This is a genomic window from Fictibacillus barbaricus (genome assembly GCF_031457135.1).
Taxonomy (GTDB): Bacteria; Bacillota; Bacilli; order Bacillales; family Fictibacillaceae; genus Fictibacillus; species Fictibacillus barbaricus_A.
The window spans coordinates 93,243-118,834 of the sequence record NZ_JAVDWA010000004.1 but is presented as its reverse complement, the minus strand read 5'-3'; the positions used below and the strand labels follow the sequence as shown (position 1 = coordinate 118,834).

The following is a 25,592-nucleotide window of genomic DNA, read 5'->3' as shown; positions in this document are numbered from 1 at the left end:
TAATGAAACAAGAGATATCAATTTTAATAAATGGTAAGGAAAGAACATATAAGCAAAATAGCAGTGACGAAAAAACAATACTAAATTTTGAAAAGGAAGAAGTAGCTGCTGCGTTAGAAGAAGCATGCATAGATGATTATAAAATTTTAAGTGCACCCTTAAAGAAAAAAGAAATCCTTTTTAAAAATAAAAAAATCTCCTTCATTGCACGGAAGAAGACAGGATTCACATTTCAAAATAACGGAAAGGCATTTTCAAAACAAATAATGGCAGCGATAATGGCTGCAGTCGTTACAGGAACAGCATTAGGAATCCTTGTGCTCATGGTGTTTTCTACAGATGTTACAGAGGCAGGCACTAGTAAGACAATACCAGCAGCCGTACAAAAAGAGACTGCACAAGCTAATTCCACAAACAAAATGACAAAAATGCCAGCAATAAAGCTAGAATTATCAGCACTGCAAGCAGGGGTGTTTTCTTCAACAAAAACAGCTGAGGATGCAGTTAAATCGATAGAAGAGAAAGGCTTTTCTGCAAGTGTTCTTCCACTTGATGATGGCAAGTATTCTGTCTTGATCGGGATTGGTAATAAAAAAAGTCAATTAGAAGAGTTTAAGGCAGATTATGAAAAGAAAATAGAAGAAAAACCGTTATATAAGTCACTCTCTTTTTCTTTCAATGATTTAAAATCTCCTGTCGATGTGGATGCTACTTATTTTACAAACGGAAACATCCTGCTTCAAAATGTATTAACACTTTCTCAATTGCCCAAAAATAATCAATCGATGATGGACCGAACCTTAGAGGAATTTGATAAATGGAAAAAACATGGGGAAAGCCAGAAAGAACGTTGGAAAAAAGATACCGCAAAGGCAGCCTCTGATTATGAAAAACAGTTAGAAGGCGCTTTTTTAGCAATAAAAGAAAGTAAGAAGGGTGAAATAAGCTGGGCATTTCAGCAAAAAGCAATGGACAGCTTTCAATCCTATCAAAAGCTGCTGACTACTCTGAAATAAGATAATGAAAGTGCAGAGAAGAAATACGTTCTTTGCACTTTTTGGATTTGAAGCATTTTCGGGAAATTTGTCAAAATGAGTCTATGTTTCTTTTTATTTGCCCACATAAAAATGAGTATAATAGCGAAAAACTAATAGAAGTAAGTTTTTGACGCAGTTTGTCTATTTTTTACAAGTCTGTTATTGTGAATCCGTACAAACTCAACGAACGAATTGAAAGGTGATTACATGAAACACCTCATTTTAGCCTCTTCTTCACCTCGAAGATCTGAACTTCTGTCATTAACGCTTCTTCCATTTGAAACGTATCCGAGTACACTTGAAGAAAAAATGGATTTGACTCTCTCTCCTAGTCAGCTAGTAGAATCACTTGCTGAACAAAAAGCGGCTGATGTTTTCCAATCTCACCCGGATCATGTCATCCTGGGTGCTGATACGATTGTGTCTTTTCAAAACAATCGCCTTGGTAAACCTAAGAATAGAGAAGAAGCAGTTCAAATGCTAAACTTGCTGTCTGGGCAAACACATGAAGTTTATACAGGTGTTTGTATTATGGACGAAAACAAAAAGCAGTTATTTTCAGTAAAAACAAGTGTAACTTTCTATACGCTAGATGAGGAAACCATCTCATGGTATATCGGAACAAATGAACCGTTTGATAAAGCGGGAAGTTATGGCATTCAAGGTTCAGGGTCTTTGCTCGTAGAAAAGTTGGATGGAGATTACTTTAATGTTGTAGGATTGCCGATTTCTAAAGTAGTACGAGTATTGCAGGAATTCGGATTTTCTTTCACCGGGTCAGTCACGAAGACTGATAAATAAGGGAGGAACGTAAGTGGTAACAAAACCGCTTATGATTAAAGACTATCCAGTACAGGAAAGACCGAGAGAAAGGATGCTGCAAGATGGTCCTGATTCTCTCTCCAACTATGAATTATTAGCCATTCTGTTAAGAACGGGCACAAAGCAAATGTCAGCCATTCAATTATCACATCACATAATTCAGCACTTTGAAGGGTTAAGGCAATTAAAGGATGCGACAATCGGGGAACTTAAAGAAATCAGCGGGATTGGACCTGCAAAAGCGGTTGAATTAATTGCTGCTATTGAAATCGGCAAGCGCATAAGCCGTTTGCAATTTGAAGAAAGATACACAATAAGATCGCCGGAAGATGGTGCGAGGTACCTGATGGATGAGATGAGGTTCTTGCACCAAGAACATTTTGTCTGTTTATATTTAAACACTAAAAACCAGGTGCTTCATAAAAAAACAGTTTTTATTGGAAGCCTGAATACTTCAATTGTTCATCCGAGAGAAGTATTCAAGGAAAGCCTGAAACGTTCTAGTGCATCGATTATTTGTTTTCATAACCACCCGAGCGGAGACCCGGCTCCAAGCAGGGAAGATATTGAAGTGACAAAGAGATTAGTAGAGTGTGGAAAAATGCTTGGAATTGAAGTGCTTGACCATATTATTATTGGTGATCAAAAATACGTAAGTTTAAAGGAAAAAGGATATGTTTAACATTGTCTTTTGATTCTTTTATAGCGTATAATCAAACTTATGAGTTTTGCTTGATGAAAGGAGTTTACATACATGTTTGGTGGATTTTCGAGAGATTTAGGAATTGATTTAGGAACTGCAAACACACTTGTTTACGTGAAGGGCAAGGGTGTTGTTGTGCGTGAACCTTCCGTTGTTGCGTTGCGTACTGACACAGGTTCAATTGAAGCAGTAGGTAATGCTGCTAAAAATATGATTGGTCGTACTCCTGGTAATATTGTTGCCGTAAGACCAATGAAAGACGGAGTTATTGCTGATTTTGAAACAACAGCAACAATGATGAAATATTTTATTCAGCAAGCACAGAAGAATCGTTCTGTATTTGCTCGTAAGCCTTACGTAATGGTTTGTGTTCCATCAGGAATTACTGCAGTTGAAAAACGTGCAGTTGAGGATGCGACAAAACAAGCAGGAGCACGTGAAGCTTATACGATTGAAGAGCCGTTTGCAGCTGCAATCGGTGCAGATCTGCCTGTTTGGGAACCAACTGGAAGTATGGTTGTCGATATTGGCGGAGGAACTACTGAAGTCGCGATCATTTCTCTTGGCGGAATTGTAACAAGCCAGTCAATCCGTATTGCGGGTGACGAAATGGACGATGCGATTATTGCTTATATTAAAAAGACTTACAATTTAATGATTGGTGAGCGTACAGCTGAAACTCTGAAATTAGAAATTGGCTCTGCAGGAACACCTGATGGAATCGAAGACATGGATATTCGCGGTAGAGATTTGTTGACAGGTCTTCCAAAAACAATTACGATTACCGCGGAAGAAGTTTCCAGTGCTCTGCGTGATACGGTTAACAGCATTATGGATGCTGTTAAGGTAACTCTTGAGAAAACTCCGCCAGAACTAGCTGCTGATATTATGGATCGCGGTATTGTTCTTACTGGTGGTGGGGCTTTATTAAGAAACTTGGATAAAGTCATCAGTGAAGAAACTAAGATGCCTGTTATCGTTGCGGAAAATGCGTTGGATTGTGTAGCAGTTGGAACTGGCCGTGCGCTTGAAAACCTGCACCTATTCAAATCAAAAGCTGGTATTACTTCTAGATCTAAATCCAAGTAAGTAAGTAGGTGTAATTTTCATGCCACATTTTTTTTCGAATAAACGGCTTATCATTCTACTGGTAAGTATTATTATTCTAGTAGCTTTGATTGGTTTTTCGATGAAAAAAAGAGAAAACCTAACCTTACCTGAACAATTTTTAAAAGATTCTGCAGGTCTAGCACAAACGATTTTCTATAAACCCGCTAATACAATAGCGGGTTTCTTTGAGAATTTATCAGAAATGAAACAGCTTTATAAAGAGAATCAACTTTTAAAAGCAAGGCTAGATGAATATGCAAAACTATATGTTCAGTATGAGGCTGTTAAAAAAACGAATGATACATTAAAAGCACAGTTAGACAAAGAAGAAGATTTAAATGACTATAAAGTACGCGAAGCAACTGTGATCGGCCGTTCTCCAGACCAGTGGAATAAGTTTATCTATATAAACAAAGGTGAAAAGGATGGTATTAAGCCGAATATGGCAGTGATATCTCCTCAAGGATTTATCGGGAAAATCACGAATGTTTCACTTTTTCAATCAACTGTACAGCTGATTAGTGACAATGATCGTACCAATCGTTTTTCAGCTATCGTTCAAGGCGAACAAAACATTTTCGGTACGATCGAGGGTTATGATCCTAAGCGTCAAGCATTGATGTTTAAGAAAATTAAAGTTGATGCGAAGATTAAAAAAGGACAAAAGGTTATTACATCAGGTCTAGGAGATGTGTTCCCTCCTAATTTACTTATTGGAGAAGTAATAGATACAGAACCCGATGAAGTAGGACTAACACAGACAGCTTATTTAAAGCCATCTGCCAATCTTTATGATTTGGATCATGTAATGGTGCTTGAAAGAGAAATGCCAGGCGTAGATGAGAGTTTAAAAGAAAAGGAGGAAGAATGATGAAAAAAATCCTTCTTCCTTTTCTTATCTATTTAGCATTTATTAGTGAAAGCTCACTCGTGCAAGCCTTCTTGCCCCAAGATGCTAGTATGGACTGGCAGATCATACCGCGCTTTTCAATGGTTATGATCTTGTTTATTGCCATGTATTTAAATACAACATATGGACTTCTTTACGGACTAGGTTTTGGTTTGCTTACTGACCTTCTTTATACTGATATTATAGGTGTCTACTTATTTTCGATGGCTGCCACAGCATACATTACTTCTGTCTTCTCTAGATATCTATTTGGAAACCTTATTGTTACTATATTTTTATCCATTATCGGAGTATCCATTTTGGAATTTTTTGTGTACGGTTTAAATAGTCTGATTGGAATCAGCAATCAGTCCATCGATCTTTTCTTATATAAAAGATTGCTTCCTACCCTCATCTTAAATGGTTTGTTTGCGATACTGATTTATTATCCATATGTAAAGTATCTTAATCGCATTAAAGAAACTATAAAAGAAAACTAACTTCTATAAAAAGGATATTAGACCTGCCTGTCGAATGTTAGTACGTTGAGGTGAACAATGGGAATGGCACAAAAACTGCAGCACAACGTAACAATAAAAGGTACAAAAGACGGCCTCATCTTATTGTTGGATGATACATGTTCCTTTGAAAAGATTATTGAGGAGCTCTTTGATAAATTAACCGCTGATAGTGGACAGCTGCTTAACGGACCTGTGATTTCTGTAAAAGTAAAAACAGGAAACCGATATATAACAGCTGATCAAGAACATAAATTACGGGAAGTTTTAAAAAACAAAGAGAACTTAATCATAGAAAGAATAGAATCTGATGTCATCACAAAAACAGAAGCTGAGGAATTAAGAAAAGACGCTCAAGTTGTAACTGTTTCAAAAATTGTCAGATCTGGGCAAGTGCTTGATATAAAAGGTGATTTGTTATTAATCGGTGATGTTAATCCTGGCGGTACCGTGATGGCTACTGGAAATATTTATGTCCTTGGCATCTTAAAAGGTATTGCTCATTCTGGGAGTAGTGGCAACGAAGATACGATTATAGCGGCATCAGTAATGAAACCGTCACAGCTAAGAATTGCTAACCATATTAACAGAGCTCCAGACTCATATCCGGATTTTGGAAATGAGATGGAGTTTGCATACATATCTTCAGAAGAAGAACAGATTCGTATTGATCGAATCAGCGCTGTTCATAGACTTAAACCTCAGTTGAACAGTTTGGTATAGAAAGGGGAATGACGCATGGGAGAAGCAATTGTCATAACGTCTGGGAAAGGTGGAGTCGGTAAAACGACCACTTCTGCTAATTTAGGCACCGCCTTAGCTCTTTCTGGTAAGAAAGTATGTCTAGTAGATACGGATATTGGTTTGCGAAATCTAGACGTACTTATGGGACTTGAAAACAGAATCATTTATGATTTAGTTGATGTTGCAGAAGAACGCTGCAAGCTAAATCAAGCATTAATAAAGGACAAGCGCTTTGAATGTTTGTACCTGCTTCCTGCTGCTCAAACAAAAGACAAGTCTTCTATTCAGCCAGAACAAGTTAAGAAAATTGTTCAAGAATTAAAGCAAGACTATGATTATGTCATTATTGATTGTCCAGCAGGAATCGAACAAGGGTTTAAAAATGCGGTAGCTGGGGCTGATAAAGCAATCGTCGTAACAAATCCGGAAATTTCTTCTGTACGTGATGCCGATCGTATCATTGGTTTATTAGAGCAAGAGGAAGTTGAAGCACCTAAACTAATCGTGAACAGACTTCGCAATCATTTAGCTAAAAGCGGTGATATGCTTGAGGTTGATGAGATTGTTTCCGTACTGTCAATCGAGCTTTTAGGTGTGGTTATAGATGATGAGAATGTTATAAAAGCAGCAAACAAAGGTGAACCGGTTGCTATGCAGCCAGATTCAAAAGCTTCAATCGCTTATCGCAACATTGCGAGAAGAATTTTAGGAGAATCCGTTCCATTATTATCATTGGAAGAGGAAAAAGGATTTTTCGGCAAAATTAAAACCTTATTAGGAATGAAGTAAGAAAGCAGTGGTTTGTTGCCACTGCTTTTTTTATTTTTTGATCGTTCAGCCAGCTATCTCGTCACTTTCATTTTCAATCATATCTTCAGCGGACAAGTCATAGGATGTACATATATGATAAAAATGGAGGAACGGTTATGAAAAATAGAGCTGATGAGATTCGAAAGAAATATGGCAACTTATCGAAAAGTCCAAATGGAAGTGAAAAGAATCCTTTAGTAAGCAGAGATCAGCCAGAAAAATCCCATCCTCTATTCAACCGTCATGCGCTCATTATGCAAGTCATGTTTTCTATTATTTTATTTTTAATTGTAGGAATTATCTTCAAAAATAACGGAGAACAAACTGCAAAGGCACAAAGCTATATTCGCCACGTTTATGAAGATGAATTTCATTTTGCAGCTGCAAAAGATTGGTATGAAAAGCAATTTGGAAAACCGCTCGCACTATTGCCAAAGGATAAATTATTAAAGGGAACAGATAAAGAAGAGGTCAGGGAAGTATTCGCTTCTCCTGCTAACGGAAAAGTATATGAGACGTTTAAAGCAAACGGAAAAGGAATCTGGGTGAAAACAGGGAAAGACGAAGCGGTTGAAACCGCAAAGGACGGCTATATTATTTTTGCCGGTAAAAAAGAAGGCTTAGGTTATACGGTTGTCATTCAACACTCGGATGAACAGGAATCATGGTATGGAGACTTAAAAGAAATCGATAAGTCAATCAAACTCTATAATTATGTGGATAGCGGAACATTGCTTGGGAAAGTATCTGATTATGAAGGGGGAAAAGCAGGGAAATTTTATTTTGCCTTAAAAAAAGACAAAAGTTTTATAGATCCGAGCAAGGTGGTTCCATTTGATTAACCTATTCATGGAATTTCTCCGGAAAATAAAGATTAATCCAGCCTTTTGGGTCGTCATTATGGGAGCAGTATATACGGGGCACTTCAGGGAGATTATTATTTGGTTCTTCGTCGTTCTTATTCATGAGATGGGACATTTTGCCGGTGCCCATCTTTTTAAATGGAGAATTTCCCGAATCGATTTGCTTCCATTTGGAGGAGCTGCTGTTGTAGAGGAGCACGGAACAAGGCCATTCAAAGAAGAAATATGGGTGGCTGCTCTTGGACCTTTGCAGCATGTGTGGCTTGTCGGCATTTCCTTCCTTCTTTATCAATTTCATATGATAACTGATGAAGCCTTTGATTGGTTCTTTATATTAAACTGGACGTTATTTTTATTTAACCTTTTGCCTATTTGGCCATTGGATGGAGGGAAGTTAGTTTTTGCGATATGCACGAAATACATGCCTTTTAAATACGCACAAAAAAAATTCTTAATGGGGTCCGCCTGTTTTTTTTTAATAGGGGCTGCCTGGCAGCTTTTTATACAGCCAAACCATTTAAATTTGTGGGTCATTTGTTTATTTTTAATCGTCGCCCATTTCTTAGAGTGGAAAAGACAGCATTATGTTTTCTTGCGTTTCTTATTGAGCAGAAATAAACACTCTCTACAAAAAAGAAAAAGCACGTTACTCGTTTCTCCCTCCGTTCCAATTTCTAAAGTAACTCATCTGTTCATGAAAGAGTTCACACATGAAATTATTGTTAAACAAAGGCGTCCTGTCGTTATTCAAGAAAAAGACTTGTTGAACGCATATTTTCAAATGTCATCAACAGAATGTGCAATCGGCAAGGTTTTTCGTTAGAATGTACTTAGAGTGTAAACGAACAGGGAGATGTGAAAATAAACATGCAACAAGTTGTAATAAACGCATCTGGAATTGAAAAACGCACAGCTCTGCTAAAAGATGGCAAGCTTATTGAATGTGCCTATCAGCGCCCAGACGAAAAACCTTCAGCTGGCAGTATTTATAAAGGAAGAGTTCAGAAAGTACTTCCAGGGATGCAAGCAGTATTTGTTGATATTGGTACGGATAAAAATGGCTTTCTTCATAAAGATGATCTTCCGGGCTTTCAACCATTATCTGATGAAGAAAAAAAACAAATATCCATTTCGAATTTAGTTAAAGAAGGAGAGTCCATCCTGGTTCAAATCGTGAAAGAAGAAACGGGTGAAAAAGGTGCTAAATTAACAGCGCTTCTCTCTTTTACTGGCCATCTGCTCGTTTATTTTCCATTTACACCGCATATCGGTGTCTCTAAAAAAATTAAAGAATCCGCTCGAGAGTCTTTAAATAAATGGGGAAAAGAGAATACTTCAGGACAGGAAGGGCTTATTATTCGAACGGGGTGTGAAGATTTTCCGGAAATAGAGATGGAAAAAGAATTAAATGCGCTAAGAAAACAATTATCAAATGTGCAAAAGAAAGCTGATGAGAAGAAAGCTCCTAGCTTGTTGATTCGACCCGCATTTTATCAAACCTATTTAGAAAAATGGCTGAATCAGCATGTAGAAGAAATTATTGTGGACGACCATGAAATCTACCACCAGATTAAAGAATATGTTTCAGTCCTTAATAAACCTTACTCGGTTAAACTTTATAAGGAAAGAGATCCCATATTTAATAAATTTGGCATCGATACAGAAATTCGAAAAAGTCTATCTCCTCATGTCTGGCTAAAAAATGGTTCATCTTTATATATAAATGTTACAGAAGCTTTGACTGTAATAGATGTGAATACTGGCAAGTTTACTGGAAAAAAAGATCGCGCTAAAACAATTGTTGAAACAAATTTACTTGCAGCTGAGGAAATAATGAAACAGCTGAGGTTACGCAATTTAGCGGGGATGATTGTTATCGATTTTATTACGATGTCATCAAATAATGACAAACAGATGATTATGTCTGCTTTGCAAAAAGAAATGCGAAATGATGCAGCAACCATGATGCTTCATGGTTTTACAAAAATGGGTCTATTTGAAATGACAAGAAAAAAAGAACGGCCGACTCTTTTAGAAACGCTAACGGTAAAACCGCATGGAGATGTGATGGATGGTCATCGAATTCGTTCAGAAACTCATTTTTATGAACTTGAAAGATTAGCAATTGAACATATGTATCATGATGATGAAGCGTTTTGGATTGAAGGACCGGCCTATTTTTATGATTGGATAAATAAACATCAGGACAAGCTTACTGAAATAGAAGAAAAATACGGTAAAAAGTTGTTTGTAAGCAAGGGAGATTCAAACAGGGAAATTACATTGCGCAAAACGGGTACGATTGATGAAATAAAAGCCCGTATATGCAAAGATACACATTGACACAAACGGTAAAAACATGGTATCCTTTTTTCGTTAGTGTTTGGAGCACCCGCTCCAACCGCACAGACTAGGTTTTAAGTATACTTTGTATACACCTAGGATGGCGAGTCTGAGTATAAGAGGAGGTGCACGTTGATGTACGCAATTATTCAAACTGGTGGTAAACAAGTTCGTGTTGAAGAAGGACAAGCAATCTATGTTGAAAAACTAGATATCGAAGCTGGAGAAACAGTAACATTTGAAGATGTATTGATGATCGGTGGAGACAGCTTGAAATTAGGAGCTCCTTTAGTTGAAGGCGCTACAGTTACGGCAAAAGTTGAAAAACACGGCCGTGGCGAAAAAGTGGTCGTTTACAAGTTTAAGGCGAAGAAAAACTATCGTCGTAAGCAAGGACACCGTCAACCATACACAAAAGTTGTGATTGATAAAATTAACGGGTAATTACTTATGATTCACGTTTCTATTCTCAGAAACCAAAATCAAGACATATTATCGTTTACGATGGAAGGACATGCTGATTTTGCACCGCATGGCCAAGACTTGGTCTGTGCAGCGGCAACAGCGGTTTCGTTTGGTACAATTAATGCGATAGAGAAGCTTTGCGGCTATGAGCCTGAAGTGACCACTGTTGATGATGGTGGGTATCTAAAGTTTAAAATTCCGGATGATATAAATGATTCTTCTTTTCAACAAACACAATTGCTTTTGGAAGGTATGATTGTATCCCTGGCATCGATTGAAGCAGGATACAAAAAATATATTAAACTGACTCAACATGAAGGAGGTGGAACAAATGCTTAAATTAAACCTTCAATATTTTGCATCTAAAAAGGGTGTAGGTAGCACAAAGAACGGTCGTGATTCACAGTCTAAGCGTCTTGGCGCTAAGCGTGCTGACGGACAATTCGTTTCTGGTGGTTCTATTCTTTACCGTCAACGCGGTACTAAGATTTATCCGGGTACTAACGTTGGTAAAGGCGGAGATGACACACTATTTGCAAAGGTAGACGGTATCGTTCGTTTCGAGCGTTTGGGCCGTGACCGCAAAAAGGTAAGTGTTTACCCAATCGCGCAAGAAGCGTAAGAGGGAGATAAAAACTCTAACCAGATTGGTTAGGGTTTTTTCTTTGCATTGCGTTCAAATGGATTTAATAAGCGGAACAGAGGCTGACGGTTTAGGCTTGCCGTCAGCCAAGTTTCTTTATCATTAAGCTTTTATACACATTACGAATTAAAGTTAAGCTAATTTGTCGGATTGAGGAATGCCATACTAATTGAAAGGCTAGGGAGCAGATGATGCCAAAAAATTGGACAACGGTTGATCTTTTACGCCATGCAAGGCATGACTGGTTAAACCAGCTTCAGCTTATTAAAGCAAACCTCTCGCTTGATCGAACAGAGAGGGCGAAAGAGATTATGAATGAAGTAATTGAATTGTCCCGGGAAGAATCGCGGATCTCCAACCTGAAAACCCCCAATCTAGCAGAGTACTTATTAACATATAATTGGTTGAAACACCCGGTAAAATTATTCGGGAAGGTTAAAGGCGAGAGCGGCGATTTTAGCTTATATGAAGAGGACTTGCTGCATTTGACGGATGAATTGTGCGAGCTGTTGAACAACTCGATATCGGGTTATGAAGAATGCTCCCTTGTGATGACATTTGTTCCTGAAAATCTTCATGTATGCTTTGACTTTCATGGACAATTATCTGAAAAAGAGCTCGTCCATAATAAGGTGAAGAATATTTTTTCAACACATAAAAGCATGAAAGTCATCGAAAGCTATATTCATGACAATGAATGTTATTTCGAAATTCGATTAAGTTCTTAAGAAAGGAGGAGAATAAATGTTTGTCGATCAGGTCAAAGTTTATGTTAAAGGCGGAGACGGCGGAAACGGTATGGTAGCGTTTCGCCGTGAAAAATATGTTCCGGATGGCGGTCCTGCAGGGGGCGATGGCGGTAAAGGCGCTAGCGTTATCTTTGAAGTGGAAGAAGGACTTCGTACATTAATGGATTTCCGTTTTAATCGCCATTTTAAAGCCAATAGAGGCGAACATGGCATGTCTAAAGGAATGCATGGGAAGAAAGCCAACGATATGATCGTAAAGGTTCCTCCTGGTACAGTCGTTTCAGACGCGAATACTGGAGAAACGATTGCGGATCTCGTGCACCATAAACAACAAGCGGTCATCGCTAAAGGTGGACGCGGCGGCCGTGGAAACACTCGTTTTGCAACACCTGCAAACCCAGCGCCGGAAATCGCTGAAAATGGTGAGCCTGGAGAAGAGAGAGAAGTTACACTTGAATTAAAAGTATTAGCAGATGTAGGATTAGTTGGGTTTCCGAGTGTAGGTAAATCAACATTACTATCAATCGTTTCTGCTGCTAAACCTAAGATTGCTGCTTATCATTTCACAACGATCACGCCTAATTTAGGTGTTGTTCCTGTAGAAGATGGCAGAAGCTTCGTTATGGCAGATTTGCCAGGGTTGATTGAAGGAGCGCACGAAGGTGTAGGACTTGGACATCAATTCTTAAGGCATATTGAAAGAACAAGAGTTATTCTTCATGTTATTGACATGTCTGGTATGGAGGGACGCGATCCATACGAAGATTATGTTAAGATCAACGAAGAACTCAACCAATACAATATGAGGTTAATGGAACGTCCGCAAATTGTTATTGCGAATAAGATGGATATTCCAGGAGCAGAAGAAAATCTGATTGCATTCAAAGAACAAGTAGGCGAAGATGTTAAAATTTTCCCTATTTCGGCAATCACTCGGCAAGGGATTCGTGAGGTATTATTCACTACAGCAGATATTCTTGAAGTGACACCGGAATTCCCAATCATTCATGATGAGGGGCCGGAAGAACAGCGTGTGCTTTATAAACACGAAAAAGAAGATGCTGGATTCTATATTACGCGCGATCCTGCAGGAACATTTGTTATTAACGGTCCGAAAATTGAGAAATTGTTTAAGATGACAGACTTCTCAAGAGAAGAAACGATCAAACGTTTTGCAAGACAGCTGCGTACACTCGGTGTTGACCAAGCACTAAGAGATCGTGGTGCTGAACATGGAGACGTAGTAAGAATCTTAAAATATGAATTTGAATTCATTGACTAAGAAAGAAGCTGACTCAAACGATTTGAGTTAGCTTTTTTTACATATGTCCATGTGGAATAGACATCGGCCTGTACATTTATTATAATAGGTCTATGATTTATACCGGAGGAAAAGGTTATGAAAAATGATAAACAATATTATATGGTAAGAGAAGATGTGCTTTCAGAATCGATGCAAAAAGCATTGGAAGCTAAATCATTATTGGATCGCGGAAAAGCGAAAACCGTCGCAGAAGCAGCTGAACAAGTAGGATTAAGCAGAAGCGCTTTTTATAAATACCGTGATGGAATATTTCCATTCCATACGATGGTAAAAGAAAAGATTATTACACTGTCTCTGCATCTTGAAGACCGGTCAGGTGCATTATCAAGTCTATTGACAGTTGTGGCTTCTCAAGGCTGCAATGTTTTAACAATTAATCAAACGATCCCATTGCAAGGGCGTGCACACATCACTTTAACGATCGAGACAAATATGCTTCAAGGGGACCTTAAAGATTTATTAGCATTGCTAAACCGAATGGAAACCGTAGAAAAGGTAGAAGTCGTCGGTACAGGAGCATAAATAGATTTAAGTAAAAACAGCCCGCTGAAATTTTTCAGCTGGGCTGTTTTTACGAGCGGAATCAGAAAATTACGAGCGGAATCAGAAAATTACGAGCGGAATCAGAAAATTACGAGCGGAATCAGAAAATTACGAGCGGAATCAGAAAAATACGAGCGGAATCAGAAAAATATGCGCGTCATACGAGAAATATGCGCGCTATACAAAAAATATGCGCGCCATACAGAATGCGAACCACCATTTGTCGGGTTCGCATTTAGATCTATTCATGAATTTTAGAGCAAATATCCTTTTTCACTTAAGGCCAGACATGCTTTATCAATTTTTTCTTTAGAATCGGATGTCAAGGTATGCGTATGCACACCATCCGTCAGTGCGCTTAAGAGGACGGCATTTGTATCGTTTAAGCGTTTCATAAACTCTTCTACATCGATACGGCTTGATAATTTCAGTGAGGCTTTGATATCTCCATATACAGGATGTTCGACTGTTACATCTTCAACTGTTACGCCGTGATCCACAATCGTATTTAGCTCATCGATTGTGGATTCTGCAGTATGATTCGCTGCAATTACACGAGAAAAAGGATGCCCTTTTTCAGCATTTATATAAATATATCCTTGTGCGGTTGCCATTATCGGCTCTCCGCTTGCTTTTAGTAGTGACATATCTTGAACGATAACTTGTCTGCTGACATTTGTTTTGTTAGCCAGGATTGAACCGCTAAGCGGCTCGGAAGACGTTTTCAGCCACTCTATCAGCTTTGCCCTACGATCATCACCTTTTAATTTTTCATTACTCATTAACTAGGAACACCTCTTACTGATAATAGTTTGTTTGTAATCTTATTTAAAGCTTCGTATAAATCATAAATATCCTTCTCTTTTGTTAAATGACTGAACGAAATGCGTACGAGGCCATGAGCTTCACTATCAGTCCTTCCGAGAGCAAGCAGCGCTTTAGACGGTGACTGTTGCCCATTTTGACACGCTGATCCTGTTGACACGCTGATCTGCAAACGATTGAGCTCCTGCATGATGATCTGTCCTTCAATTCCCTTTATTCTGATTGGAAGGATATAAGGGGAACTTTTCAAAGTGTCTTCAATGATAATATTCTTATTTTTAAGTATAAGCGAAGTGAAAAGATTTCGCATGCCGCTAACATGTTTATAATGTGAGGGTTGTGCGTTAACGGCATCTGATGCGGCAGTTACAAATGCGACTACTGATGGCAGGTCCACTGTTCCTGCCCGGAAACCCTGTTCGTGTGTAACGTTTGAAAGAATAGGAGAGATGTGCAGCTTTGGTGAAATATATACCGCACCTGTTCCTTTTGGTCCGAAAATCTTGTGAGCAGATAGGGTGAAAGAATCTAAATTGGAAGATTTCAAGTGGCTTACTTCCATTTTAGTGAACGATTGAACACAGTCACTATGAAATAAAACACCGGTATAGTTTAGAAAATCTCCTAAACGTTCAATATCCTGCAGGGCACCAGTTTCGCTGTTAACATGCTGTATTGTAGCGAGTATCGTATCCGGCCGAATGTGTTTTTTTATTTCTTCAATCGTAATAACACCTGAGTGATTGACAGGAACCTTTGTAATTTCAAATCCGTTTCTTTCCAAGTAGTCTAGTGTGTAATCAACAGAAGGATGCTCGATGTTAGATGAGAGGATGTGTTTCCCTTTATGTTGTGAACCTAGTACTAAAGAGGTAAGGGCTAGAAAATTCCCATCAGATCCTCCCCCTGTAAAATAGATTCCTCTCGCTTCTAATCCGAGTAGTTCAGCCATCCTTGTTCTTGCATGTTCTAATAAATCCTTGGCATTTTGTCCGCAGTCATGCAGGCTTTCCGTATTATGAAAATAGTTTTTTGCTGTATGAATATAAGCTTCCAGCACTTGTTTAGACATCGGTGTAGTCGCTGCGTAATCAAGGTAAATCAGGGTTTTCACCTCATTTTCAATAAAAATTCTTGTATCTAGTTTAAATCTGTGTAAATATAGGTGTCAAGACACATGTAAAGTCGAGGTGTGCTTCATGAACATAGTTGAAGCAGATGTTTTAATTATCGGTAGCGGTATAGCAGGTTTAATGGCAGCTGAATATTTGAGTATGGATAAGAATGTGATTGTTATCACAAAGTCTGGAGTTGAACACTCAAATTCATTTATGGCACAGGGAGGTATCTCTGCTGCAATCAGTAAAACGGATCATTGGAAAAATCATTACGATGATACCCTTCAGGCGGGGCATCAACAAAATCATCCGGAATTGACAGAACATCTTGTTAAAGAAAGCCGAAAAGTTATTCAAACGCTTTTTGAATGGGGTGTACCTTTTGATAGAACGGCAGAAGGCAGGTATCTGCTTGGAAAAGAAGGAGGACACCATTTAAATCGTATCGTTCATGCAGGTGGTGACCAAACAGGTAAGAAAATCATGGAAGTGTTAATAAAACGCGTTAAAAAGAAAGCAAACATCGTATCTGGACAATACGCCATTGATTTAATGGTAGATGGGAATCAATGTTATGGCGTTTATTGCAAAGATAAAAAAGGCGACATTACGATGTACCATGCGCCTCATACGATTTTAGCTGGAGGGGGATATGCCGGGATTTACTCGGTTTCTTCAAATTCTCATGGGTCAGATGGCAGTGCCGTTTGCATGGCTTACAGAGCAGGTGCAGATTTAGCAGATCTAGAATTTATCCAGTTTCATCCTACATTACTTAAACATGAAAAATACACTGGACTGATAACCGAAGCGGTGAGAGGACAAGGCGGTATTCTTGTGAATTCGAGAGGAGTACCTGTGATGGATAGTGTCCATCCGATGAAAGATCTTGCTCCGAGAGATATCGTTTCCAGAAGATTATTTGAAGAAATTCATGTGCATGGTGAAACCGTTTACTTAGATATAACAGGAATTTTAGATTTCGAACAAAAATTTCCGGGAGTCACAGCATTATGCAAAAAAGCTGGTGTTTCTTTAGAAAAAGGATTCATTCCAGTTTCTCCAGGCGCTCATTTTACGATGGGCGGAATTATGACAGATATCCACGGCAGAACGACTTTGAAGGGTTTGTATGCTATTGGTGAATGTGCACATACAGGGGTACATGGAGCAAACCGACTGGCAAGCAACTCTTTATTGGAGGGAGCCGTATTTGCAAAACAATCTGCTGAACATATTTTGAGTTCTAAAGCCGAAAAATCAAGGAGTCTGCCAATTTTGCAGGATAAAAGGTTTTCAATTCAAGAAGATCTAGAGGATGAGCTTCTAGAAGAAATACTGATTAAAAAGGTAATGGATGTATCAGCAGGTATATGCCGAAATAAAGTGGAGCTTGAGCGTGCTGCAGAACTCCTGCAGCTTTCCGACCTTAAGCCATCCCTTTTCAGTAAACCATTATCCTATATTCGCAGATTGAACATACAAACAATGGCATGGTTAACAGTTTCGAGTTGTTTAAACCGGACTGAAAGCAGAGGAAGCCATTATCGAACCGACATTCCTATATCGCGAAATGAATGGTGTAAAAAAAACATAGTTAGGAGCTTGAAAAACGATGAATCTACTTTTGTTAAAAAAGCAGTTACAGGACTTTTTAATTGAAGATATTGGCACCGGCGATTTATCATCTTCTCTTTTTAATGAACAAGATATAACGACAGCAACAATGATAGCAAAGCAGAATGGGGTATTTGCAGGCTGCCATGTGCTTTCAATCGGGTATGGACTCATTGATTCCGAAGTGAAAACCGAAATATTTGTAAAAGACGGCGACTTCATTAAAGAGGGAACGGTTCTAGCTGAGATCAAAGGAAAAAGAGCGAGTCTACTAACTGGTGAAAGGGTTATTTTAAACCTATTACAGAGGCTTTGCGGATTAGCTACAATCACAGCAAAAGCTGTTTCATTGACAAAAGGCAATGCCAAAATCAGTGATACGAGAAAAACAACTCCTGGTTTACGAATGCTTGAAAAATACGCCGTACGATGTGGCGGGGGATACAACCATAGAATGGGCTTGTATGACACTGTGATGTTAAAAGATAACCATTTAGCAGGATTTTCATCCATTCAAGAGGCGGTCGCTGCTGTCCGTAAAACGCTGGGACATACAGTAAAAATAGAAGTTGAAACGGAAACAGAAGCACAAGTCATTCAAGCAGTTGAAGCAGGAGCAGATATTATCATGTTTGATAACTGTACACCTGAAGAAATAAAGCAGCGCCTGCAATTTGTACCACCTCATATTATTACAGAAGCTTCCGGCGGAATCGGCATGGAATCGATAGAAGTATACAGCAATACAGGTGTCCAATTTTTGTCCCTAGGATTTTTAACACACTCTTATACAGCTTTGGATATTAGCTTGATTTTGAAAGGGGCAGTCAAACATGACTATTCTAGAAACCTTCGTTAAACAAACTTCACTGCCTGCACATTACTCACTCATGTCAGTTCATGAAATGGAAAGCAGAATTTGGGAAATAAAAAATGTACTTAAGGAACGTCTATTTTTGCCAGCCCATCATTATCAAAAAGATGAAATTGTTCAATTTGCGGATGTTACAGGTGATTCCCTTCAATTAGCTAAAATATCTGCTGAAAATAAAAAAGCAGAATATATTGCATTTTGCGGTGTGCATTTCATGGCTGAAACTGCAGATATGCTAAGTAATGAACATCAAAAAGTTATACTGCCAGATTTAAAAGCGGGTTGTTCGATGGCTGATATGGCCGATATCTTTCAAACTGAACGAGCATGGGAGCATCTTACACAGCTCTTTGGAGATTCGATTCTACCATTAACATATGTAAACTCGACAGCTGCCATAAAAGCATTTTGCGGGAAGCATGGCGGAGCGACAGTAACTTCTTCAAATGCGAAAAATATGGTCGCATGGGCTTTCCAACAAAAAGAAAGACTGCTTTTTTTACCAGATCAGCATTTGGGAAGAAATACAGCTTTTGATTTAGGTGTACCACTTCATGAAATGGCAGTTTGGGATCCTATCCAAAATACATTGAGCTATGAGGGATCTGATTTAAATAAAGTGAAAGTAATTTTATGGAAAGGACATTGTTCAGTCCATGAGAAATTTACGGTAAATCATATTGATGATTTAAGAAAAAATCATTCAGATTATCAGATTATTGTACATCCTGAATGCACACATGAAGTTGTGCGGGCAAGTGATTTTAATGGTTCAACCCATTACATTATTGAAACCATTAAGAACGCAAAAGAAGGTTCAAAATGGGCGGTTGGCACAGAGATGAATTTGGTAAACAGGTTAGCTAAAATTTTTCCTGAAAAAGAGATTGTTTCACTGAACCCAAATTTGTGCCCATGCTTAACAATGAACCGAATTGATCTGCCTCACTTGTTATGGTCACTCGAAAATATTGTAAAAGGAACTCCGCAAAATATTATTACTGTTGATGATGTAACGAAAAAGGATGCTGTTCTTGCTTTAAACCGTATGATGTAATGTTCATCCGCTCCTGTCATATCCTTCATTTCTAAGACATAAATTGTTAAAGGAATTATTGTCATATGAATAAGATGTAGCAATATGCCCAAATGTTCATATACTGTAAGGAAATTTGGCAGGAGGGAGTTTTGCAGCGTGAGAATTCATATTGTTCAAAAAGGGGACACACTTGATAAAATAGCTCAAAAATATGATGTACCTGTAACGGAACTGAGAAAAGCAAATCCTGGTTTTTCAACTTCAGATGTAATTGAGCGGGGGGAAAAGATTAAAATCCCTATAAAAATGCCTAGTGTAAAAAAAGAAGCACCGATTAAAAAAGAACAGCCGATCGCACCGATTCAAGAAACACCCGCAGCGCCGATCCAAGAAAAGCCTAAACCTGCACCAATGAAACCGGCTCCGATGAAGCCTGCGCAGATGAAACCGGCACCGATGAAACCAGCGCCGATGAAGCCTGCACCAATGAAACCTGCTCAAAAGATGGAGAAAAAAGATGTACCGATGAAGAAAGACGTAGTACCAATGAAAAAAGATGTCGTACCAATGAAAAAAGACATTATGCCAATGAAAAAAGACGTTATGCCAATGAAAAAAGACGTTGTACCGATGAAGAAGGACTCCTATCAAGCACCAATGAAACAACCAATGGTTCCTATGCATGACAAAGATTTTGCAGGGATGATGGAGTCTTCCGATTTAGGCGGACCATATATGCCAATGGGAAATCCTAACGTGGCGAATATGCCTAATATGGCAAATCAGCCGAACATGGCAAATCAGCCGAACATGGCAAATCAGCCGAACATGGCAAATCAGCCGAACATGGCAAATATGCCAAACATGGCGAATATGCCAAACATGGCGAATCAGCCGAACATAGCAAATCAGCCAAACATAGCAAATCAGCCTCAAATGATGAAAAAACCAGGGTTAAATCCAATGGGTAAGGATATGTATCCCAATCAAAAACATCAATTTTTGATGGAAGAGTCATCAGCGATGATGCAATCGATGTACGGTTCGATGCCGCCTATGTTTCCGAAACCGCAAACATATTCACCAATGCCACAAGGGCAAGGTATGATGCCGCCACAAGGGTTTAGTGGTATGCCTCAGTTGTATGGGGGAGGTTATCCTCAAGGAATGGGTATGGGCGGACAGCAAGGCGGTATGGGGTTCGGTGAATTTCCTCAATCTGATATGGATTTAATGCCTGCTGGAGAATATACACCTGGAGGACAGCAAGCAGGGCAAGGAATGCCGCAGATGGGTCAGATGGGTATGCAAGATGGCGGAATGCCGCAGATGGGTCAGATGGGAATGCAAGGTGGCGGAATGCCGTATATGGGTCAGATGGGAATGCAAGGTGGCGGAATGCCGCAGATGGGCCAGATGGGAATGCAAGGTGGCGGAATGCCGCAGATGGGCCAGATGGGAATGCAAGGTGGCGGAATGCCGCAGATGGGCCAGATGGGTATGCCAGGAATGATGGGAATGCCTCAAATGGGTCAGATGGGAATGCCGGGAATGATGGGAATGCCTCAAATGGGTCAGATGGGTATGCCAGGAATGATGGGAATGCCTCAAATGGGCCAGATGGGAATGCCAGGAATGATGGGAATGCCTCAAATGGGCCAGATGGGAATGCCGGGAATGATGGGAATGCAAGGAATGCCAGGAATGCCAGGAATGCCAGGAATGATGGGAATGCCAGGGATGCCGCAAATGATAGGAATGCCGCCTCGAGAAAGTGATAATCTTCCAAATCCCTATGCTGAAGCACAATCACGCGAATATCAGCCAGATGATACAGAGGGATCAGAAGAAAATGAATAATACAATGGGAGACGGTTTCTCTGGAGATCGTCTTTTTTTAAACAAAATGAAAGAAGTCGGGCTTAATGTAATCGATTATGGTTTTTTTAGAGACAACGTAATCTGGATCGAAACAGCAGATGGTGATTTTGTATTAAAGGGATTTCAGAGGCATTCTACGTGTGAAAAGCAGTTGAAACTATCTAAACTTTATGAAGGGCTAAACCCTCGGATTATGGGAACGTATACAGTGTTCCCGAATAAGAAACCTTATATTGAATTTGGGCAAAACCAATGGGCGATCATGCCTTTTTACGAAGGCGATGATCTGCATTTTGGCAATAAAAAAGATGTGTCTGCTGGAATTGAAGCAATTAGCCGTTTTCATAACCATTCAATCCGCATACCATCAGCCATTTATGAGAATCTTTCATCTTATTCATTATATAAAAAATGGAACGAGCGTTATAACACATTTAAAAGTTATGCCAAAACGGCTAAATGGAGCAAAGAAATTCAGCCTCTTTTATCAGATATGCTGTTTTGGGGAAAATGGAGTTTAAAACATTTTGATCATGATGCAATTGATTCACTTGAAAGAAGTGCTCGTAAAAACAGAGAAATTACTCACGGAGATGTTGCTCCTCATAATTTTGTAATAAATAGAGAAACAAATCACCCCGCTTATTTAATCGACTTTGATTTATTTGCCGCAGTGCCGCAAGCTTACGACTGGCTGCAGTATGCGAACCGTATCCTTCCTTTTTGGTATTGGTCCTATTCAAAAATGGAAAAGATGGGCAACGATGATTTTTTAAAGTGGTTTAATAAAAAATGGTTTGTTATTTGTTTAGTTTTCCCGACCGATTTATATCGGGAATGGAATCGGGCATTGAGATATAATGATTCGGAAATGATTGAACAAGTGACAAAATTTACGCTCAGAGACTATTCATATCGAAAAAAATTTTTGGATAGAATTATTAAGAAGATTGAAGCTAGATGAATAAAAAAAATCCTACATTTAACAGATTAATTCATGCCTCCTCTTGCCAACCTAATAGGTGAAAGGAGGTTTTTCCATTGAAAACAATCGTGAAAACATTTACTTTCGCATTACTCTGTACAGGCTTAGCAGCATGTAATGGTGTAAATCAGTCACAAGACAAGAACGATAACGATACTCGTCCAATTGGATATTATTCAAATGAAGGCGACAATCGCGGTGATCTTGACAGAAGCAAAGGTCCCATTACGGATATGGCTGACAGGAATACTGTAGACCATAATGCCACTTATCATGAAGATTACAATGGGGCACTAGCTGAACGTATTGCTAATAAAGTAAATAAGATTAAAGGTGTTGACGATGCTCACGTTATTCTTGAGGATAATACCGTCATTGTCGGTGTAGACACCAGCGATAAAAAAAGAGATCAGCTTATAAATAAAGTTAGCGATACGGCAAAAAAGATCGCACCAGACCATAATGTGAAAGTAACGGCAGATAAACGAATGAATGCACGAATTAAAAGTGTCGAAAATGACTTGCGTGATGGCCGAGCTTATTCAGAAGTAGATACTGACGTAAGGGGCATCATGAATGACATTGTCGCCACAGGAAGTAATCTTGGTAATGATATTAAGCGTCCTTTCGAAAAAAACAGTTAAACAAATGACCCAAAAGGTGGAAAAGAATCCTTTTGGGCATTTTTTATGCCTTTTTTTATCCGTTTGGTTTCTGCTCTCAATCCTAATTCGTACATTCGAATTCACTTTTTATAAGGAATTAAAGCCTTGCCTATGTTACAATAATGAGATAGAAACATACGCTCGGTTTTTCATCGGATAGGGGAGAAAACATTGATCGAAAGTATAACTGGAATGGTTGATTATATAACAGCAGAATATATCGTTCTTAATAATAACGGCATTGGCTACAAAGTTCTATGTCCAAATCCTTTTATATATAAAAGAAATGAAGAGAGAACAGTTTTTACATACCAGCACGTGAGAGAAGATATTTTAGCCTTATATGGATTTTCAAACAGAAAAGAAAGAGATTTATTTTTGAAACTTTTAAATGTCTCTGGAATCGGTCCAAAAGGCGCATTGGCAATTACCGCTTTTGGCCAGCCGGAACAAGTTATTGCAGCGGTTGAACACGAAGATGAAAAGTTTTTGACGAAATTTCCTGGTGTCGGGAAAAAAACAGCCAGACAAATGATTTTAGATTTGAAGGGCAAGCTGGCTTTATTTGCGGACGCTGAAATAACGGAAGGATTGTTTGCTGAAGAACTCGTAAGCGGTGATGAATTGGAAGAGGCAATAGAAGCGCTTACCGTATTAGGATATGGAAGAAAAGAAATCAATAAAGTTCTTCCGGATTTAAAGAAAGAAAAAATGTCTGCAAACGAGTATATAAAGTTGGCTTTAAAGAAGTTAATGAATAGTTAGGACGTGAGGATACGTGGAAGAAAGAATTGTTTCTTCAGAAGAAAGTAAAGATGAAACAACCATGGAATTAAGTCTGCGGCCGGAAGCATTAAATGAATACATTGGGCAATCCTCTGTTAAAGAAAACCTGCGTATATTTATTAAAGCAGCAAAAATGAGAAATGAACCACTGGATCATGTGCTCCTATATGGGCCACCGGGGCTTGGGAAAACCACGTTAGCATCGATAATTGCCAACGAAATGGAAGTTAATATACGAACGACCAGCGGTCCTGCGATCGAACGACCTGGAGATTTAGCCGCGATTCTTACATCACTAGAACCTGGAGATGTTCTTTTTATTGATGAAGTGCATCGATTATCACGGGCAATCGAAGAAATTCTATACTCCGCAATGGAGGACTTTTGTTTAGATATTGTAATTGGAAAAGGAGAATTAGCAAGGTCTGTCCGTTTAGACCTTCCGCCATTTACTTTAATTGGTGCTACTACGAGAGCAGGGTCATTATCTGCTCCCTTAAGAGACCGATTTGGTGTTATGGCCAGGCTGGAATATTACAAGCCTGAAGAACTCTCTGAAATTGTGAAAAGAACAGGGGATGTTTTCGGTATTAAAGTTGATGATCTTTCTGCTGAAGAAATTGCAAGAAGATCAAGAGGAACCCCGCGTATTGCAAATCGTTTATTACGAAGGGTACGGGATTTTGTACAAGTAGAAGGAAAAGATACAATTTCATTAGCAAATTGCCAGCAAGCCCTTGAGTTATTGCAAGTAGACCGTTTAGGTTTGGACCATATTGACCATAAATTATTACTAGGGATCATCCATACTTACAAAGGTGGTCCTGTTGGGCTGGAAACCATTTCAGCAACAATTGGTGAAGAATCGATGACGATTGAAGATGTGTATGAACCATACTTGCTTCAAATCGGTTTTTTACAGCGAACACCGAGAGGACGGATGGTAACTGAGCAAGCCTATCATTACTTCGGACTGGAGGCTTCAAATAGATGAACCGGCTTTTAATTATTGCAGGGATCGTACTGATTATTATAGGATTAGTAGGTACGTTTATCGGGAAGATGCCGGGTGATATGATATGGAAAAAAGGAAATACAACCGTTTATTTTCCATTGATGACGTCTATTGTTATCAGCATCGTACTTTCCCTTATCTTCATGATTATTGGACGATTTAAATAGAAAGCAGGAATGGATCGGAATGAATGTAAATGATTTTGATTTCCACTTGCCAGAAGAGCTGATTGCTCAAACTCCGCTGGAGAACCGATCATCTTCAAGGCTAATGGTAATGAATAAAGAAACAGAAGAAATATCACATAATCACTTTTATGATCTTAAGGATTACTTAAAAGAGGGAGACTGTCTCGTTTTAAACGATACGCGAGTGCTTCCTGCACGCCTTTTTGGACAAAAAACAGATACGGGTGCCAAAGTTGAAATCTTGCTTTTAAAAGAAGAAGGACAAGATACTTGGGAAACGCTTGTTAAACCGGCTAAAAGAGTGAAACCGGGGACGGAAATTAGTTTTGGTGACGGAAGACTAAAAGCTGTCTGCACGAATATTAGCGAACATGGCGGAAGACAATTAAAATTTATGTATTCAGGTATTTTTTATGAGCTTCTTGATGAATTAGGCCAGATGCCTCTTCCTCCATACATTAAAGAGCAGCTTCAAGAAAAAGACCGTTACCAGACTGTTTATGCCGTTCATCAAGGTTCGGCAGCTGCACCAACTGCAGGTTTACACTTTACTCCTGAAATGCTGGAAGAAATTAAAGCGATCGGAGTGCATGTCACGTTTATTACCTTGCATGTTGGCCTTGGAACATTTCGGCCTGTAAGTGTTGATAATATTTTAGAACATGATATGCACTCGGAATTTTATCAAATCACAAAAGGAACGGCTGACCTGTTGAACCACGTTAAAAACTCGGGCGGAAGAATCATTACAGTGGGAACGACAAGTACACGTACACTGGAGACGGTTGCAACTAAATTTGATGGAACGTTTCAAGAGGATTCAGGCTGGACGAGTATTTTTATCTACCCTGGATATGAATTTAAAGGGATAGATGGTTTAATAACTAATTTTCATTTGCCAAAATCAACACTGATTATGCTGGTTAGTGCATTTGCCAACAAAGATTTTGTGATGAGAGCATACAACGAAGCCGTTGAAGAAAAGTATCGTTTTTTCAGTTTCGGTGATGCGATGCTTATACTTTAAGGGGGACAA

The 25,592-nt window shown here is 38.9% G+C and carries 29 protein-coding genes and 1 other annotated feature; of the genes, 27 read left to right on the top strand and 2 right to left on the bottom strand.

Annotated features, from left to right (window positions below; translation table 11 throughout):
• Window positions 1-2 precede the first annotated feature (2 nt).
• The 17 genes from J2X07_RS13005 (at window position 3) to J2X07_RS12925 (ending at window position 13,542) form a co-directional block, all read left to right on the top strand.
• The gene (locus J2X07_RS13005; protein ID WP_310259290.1) at window positions 3-1,016 is read left to right on the top strand and encodes a hypothetical protein; all 1,014 of its coding nucleotides are present in this window, start codon (window positions 3-5) and stop codon (window positions 1,014-1,016) included.
• Between the two features lie 228 nt (window positions 1,017-1,244).
• Complete coding sequence (locus tag J2X07_RS13000) at window positions 1,245-1,838, top strand: Maf family protein (RefSeq protein WP_310259288.1); 594 nt, start codon at window positions 1,245-1,247, stop codon at window positions 1,836-1,838.
• A gap of 31 nt (window positions 1,839-1,869) precedes the next feature.
• Entirely contained in the window at window positions 1,870-2,541 is a 672-nt protein-coding gene (gene radC / locus J2X07_RS12995; RefSeq protein ID WP_310259832.1) for a RadC family protein, read from the top strand.
• A 72-nt stretch (window positions 2,542-2,613) separates the two neighbouring features.
• Window positions 2,614-3,651 (top strand): rod shape-determining protein, encoded by a 1,038-nt coding sequence (locus tag J2X07_RS12990; RefSeq protein WP_310259285.1) that lies wholly within the window; start codon window positions 2,614-2,616, stop codon window positions 3,649-3,651.
• Between the two features lie 19 nt (window positions 3,652-3,670).
• A complete protein-coding gene (mreC, locus tag J2X07_RS12985) occupies window positions 3,671-4,543 on the top strand; it encodes a rod shape-determining protein MreC (protein ID WP_310259282.1) in 873 nt (290 codons plus the stop codon).
• Window positions 4,540-5,061 carry a rod shape-determining protein MreD gene (mreD, locus tag J2X07_RS12980; protein WP_310259280.1) on the top strand — a complete coding sequence of 174 codons (522 nt, stop codon included), beginning with the start codon at window positions 4,540-4,542 and terminating at the stop codon, window positions 5,059-5,061. The genes mreC and mreD overlap by 4 nt, the downstream gene beginning before the upstream one ends.
• A gap of 63 nt (window positions 5,062-5,124) precedes the next feature.
• Window positions 5,125-5,802, top strand: coding sequence for a septum site-determining protein MinC (gene minC / locus J2X07_RS12975; RefSeq protein ID WP_310259276.1), 678 nt, complete (start codon window positions 5,125-5,127; stop codon window positions 5,800-5,802).
• A 15-nt stretch (window positions 5,803-5,817) separates the two neighbouring features.
• Window positions 5,818-6,612, top strand: a complete 795-nt coding sequence (minD, locus tag J2X07_RS12970) for a septum site-determining protein MinD (protein ID WP_310259273.1) — start codon at window positions 5,818-5,820, stop codon at window positions 6,610-6,612.
• Window positions 6,613-6,749: 137 nt separating this feature from the next.
• Complete coding sequence (locus J2X07_RS12965; RefSeq protein ID WP_310259270.1) at window positions 6,750-7,475, top strand: M23 family metallopeptidase; 726 nt, start codon at window positions 6,750-6,752, stop codon at window positions 7,473-7,475.
• Entirely contained in the window at window positions 7,468-8,319 is an 852-nt protein-coding gene (locus tag J2X07_RS12960; RefSeq protein ID WP_310259268.1) for a M50 family metallopeptidase, read from the top strand. Before J2X07_RS12965 ends, J2X07_RS12960 begins: the two co-directional genes overlap by 8 nt.
• 44 nt (window positions 8,320-8,363) lie before the next feature.
• Window positions 8,364-9,839: an Rne/Rng family ribonuclease gene (locus J2X07_RS12955; protein ID WP_310259266.1), complete on the top strand. Its 1,476-nt coding sequence runs from the start codon at window positions 8,364-8,366 to the stop codon at window positions 9,837-9,839.
• 46 nt (window positions 9,840-9,885) lie between these two features.
• Window positions 9,886-9,960: a sequence feature (ribosomal protein L21 leader region), on the top strand.
• A gap of 14 nt (window positions 9,961-9,974) precedes the next feature.
• Entirely contained in the window at window positions 9,975-10,283 is a 309-nt protein-coding gene (gene rplU, locus J2X07_RS12950; protein ID WP_310259263.1) for a 50S ribosomal protein L21, read from the top strand.
• A 6-nt stretch (window positions 10,284-10,289) separates the two neighbouring features.
• Window positions 10,290-10,643: a ribosomal-processing cysteine protease Prp gene (locus tag J2X07_RS12945; protein ID WP_310259261.1), complete on the top strand. Its 354-nt coding sequence runs from the start codon at window positions 10,290-10,292 to the stop codon at window positions 10,641-10,643.
• A complete protein-coding gene (rpmA, locus tag J2X07_RS12940) occupies window positions 10,636-10,926 on the top strand; it encodes a 50S ribosomal protein L27 (protein ID WP_310259259.1) in 291 nt (96 codons plus the stop codon). Before J2X07_RS12945 ends, rpmA begins: the two co-directional genes overlap by 8 nt.
• A 212-nt stretch (window positions 10,927-11,138) precedes the next feature.
• Window positions 11,139-11,675, top strand: coding sequence for a Spo0B C-terminal domain-containing protein (locus J2X07_RS12935; protein WP_310259257.1), 537 nt, complete (start codon window positions 11,139-11,141; stop codon window positions 11,673-11,675).
• A gap of 16 nt (window positions 11,676-11,691) precedes the next feature.
• Window positions 11,692-12,978, top strand: a complete 1,287-nt coding sequence (gene obgE, locus J2X07_RS12930) for a GTPase ObgE (protein WP_310259255.1) — start codon at window positions 11,692-11,694, stop codon at window positions 12,976-12,978.
• Between the two features lie 117 nt (window positions 12,979-13,095).
• Entirely contained in the window at window positions 13,096-13,542 is a 447-nt protein-coding gene (locus tag J2X07_RS12925) for an ACT domain-containing protein (protein ID WP_310259254.1), read from the top strand.
• A 275-nt stretch (window positions 13,543-13,817) separates the two neighbouring features.
• Here the strand turns inward: J2X07_RS12925 and J2X07_RS12920 are convergent, their stop codons facing one another.
• Together J2X07_RS12920 and J2X07_RS12915 are read right to left on the bottom strand one after the other, a co-directional pair.
• Complete coding sequence (locus tag J2X07_RS12920; RefSeq protein WP_310259251.1) at window positions 13,818-14,345, bottom strand: transcription repressor NadR; 528 nt, start codon at window positions 14,343-14,345, stop codon at window positions 13,818-13,820.
• Complete coding sequence (locus J2X07_RS12915; protein WP_310259248.1) at window positions 14,345-15,502, bottom strand: IscS subfamily cysteine desulfurase; 1,158 nt, start codon at window positions 15,500-15,502, stop codon at window positions 14,345-14,347. The genes J2X07_RS12920 and J2X07_RS12915 overlap by 1 nt, the downstream gene beginning before the upstream one ends.
• Before the next feature lie 85 nt (window positions 15,503-15,587).
• Here J2X07_RS12915 and nadB point away from each other — a divergent pair, with 85 nt between their 5' ends.
• From nadB to queA, 10 genes are all read left to right on the top strand, one after another.
• Window positions 15,588-17,168 (top strand): L-aspartate oxidase, encoded by a 1,581-nt coding sequence (gene nadB / locus J2X07_RS12910; RefSeq protein ID WP_310259246.1) that lies wholly within the window; start codon window positions 15,588-15,590, stop codon window positions 17,166-17,168.
• Entirely contained in the window at window positions 17,122-17,982 is an 861-nt protein-coding gene (gene nadC / locus J2X07_RS12905) for a carboxylating nicotinate-nucleotide diphosphorylase (RefSeq protein ID WP_310259244.1), read from the top strand. The genes nadB and nadC overlap by 47 nt, the downstream gene beginning before the upstream one ends.
• Entirely contained in the window at window positions 17,957-19,054 is a 1,098-nt protein-coding gene (gene nadA, locus J2X07_RS12900) for a quinolinate synthase NadA (RefSeq protein ID WP_310259241.1), read from the top strand. The genes nadC and nadA overlap by 26 nt, the downstream gene beginning before the upstream one ends.
• A gap of 138 nt (window positions 19,055-19,192) precedes the next feature.
• On the top strand, window positions 19,193-20,896 hold the full coding sequence (locus J2X07_RS12895) for a LysM peptidoglycan-binding domain-containing protein (RefSeq protein ID WP_310259238.1): 1,704 nt from the start codon (window positions 19,193-19,195) through the stop codon (window positions 20,894-20,896).
• Window positions 20,889-21,881: a phosphotransferase gene (locus J2X07_RS12890; protein ID WP_310259235.1), complete on the top strand. Its 993-nt coding sequence runs from the start codon at window positions 20,889-20,891 to the stop codon at window positions 21,879-21,881. The genes J2X07_RS12895 and J2X07_RS12890 overlap by 8 nt, the downstream gene beginning before the upstream one ends.
• 77 nt (window positions 21,882-21,958) lie before the next feature.
• Window positions 21,959-22,546, top strand: coding sequence for a YhcN/YlaJ family sporulation lipoprotein (locus J2X07_RS12885; RefSeq protein ID WP_310259232.1), 588 nt, complete (start codon window positions 21,959-21,961; stop codon window positions 22,544-22,546).
• A 192-nt stretch (window positions 22,547-22,738) separates the two neighbouring features.
• On the top strand, window positions 22,739-23,332 hold the full coding sequence (gene ruvA, locus J2X07_RS12880; RefSeq protein ID WP_310259229.1) for a Holliday junction branch migration protein RuvA: 594 nt from the start codon (window positions 22,739-22,741) through the stop codon (window positions 23,330-23,332).
• 13 nt (window positions 23,333-23,345) lie between these two features.
• Window positions 23,346-24,347 carry a Holliday junction branch migration DNA helicase RuvB gene (gene ruvB / locus J2X07_RS12875; protein ID WP_310259226.1) on the top strand — a complete coding sequence of 334 codons (1,002 nt, stop codon included), beginning with the start codon at window positions 23,346-23,348 and terminating at the stop codon, window positions 24,345-24,347.
• A complete protein-coding gene (locus J2X07_RS12870) occupies window positions 24,344-24,535 on the top strand; it encodes a DUF2905 domain-containing protein (protein WP_310259223.1) in 192 nt (63 codons plus the stop codon). Before ruvB ends, J2X07_RS12870 begins: the two co-directional genes overlap by 4 nt.
• A gap of 19 nt (window positions 24,536-24,554) precedes the next feature.
• Window positions 24,555-25,583 (top strand): tRNA preQ1(34) S-adenosylmethionine ribosyltransferase-isomerase QueA, encoded by a 1,029-nt coding sequence (gene queA / locus J2X07_RS12865; RefSeq protein WP_310259220.1) that lies wholly within the window; start codon window positions 24,555-24,557, stop codon window positions 25,581-25,583.
• Window positions 25,584-25,592: the final 9 nt, after the last annotated feature.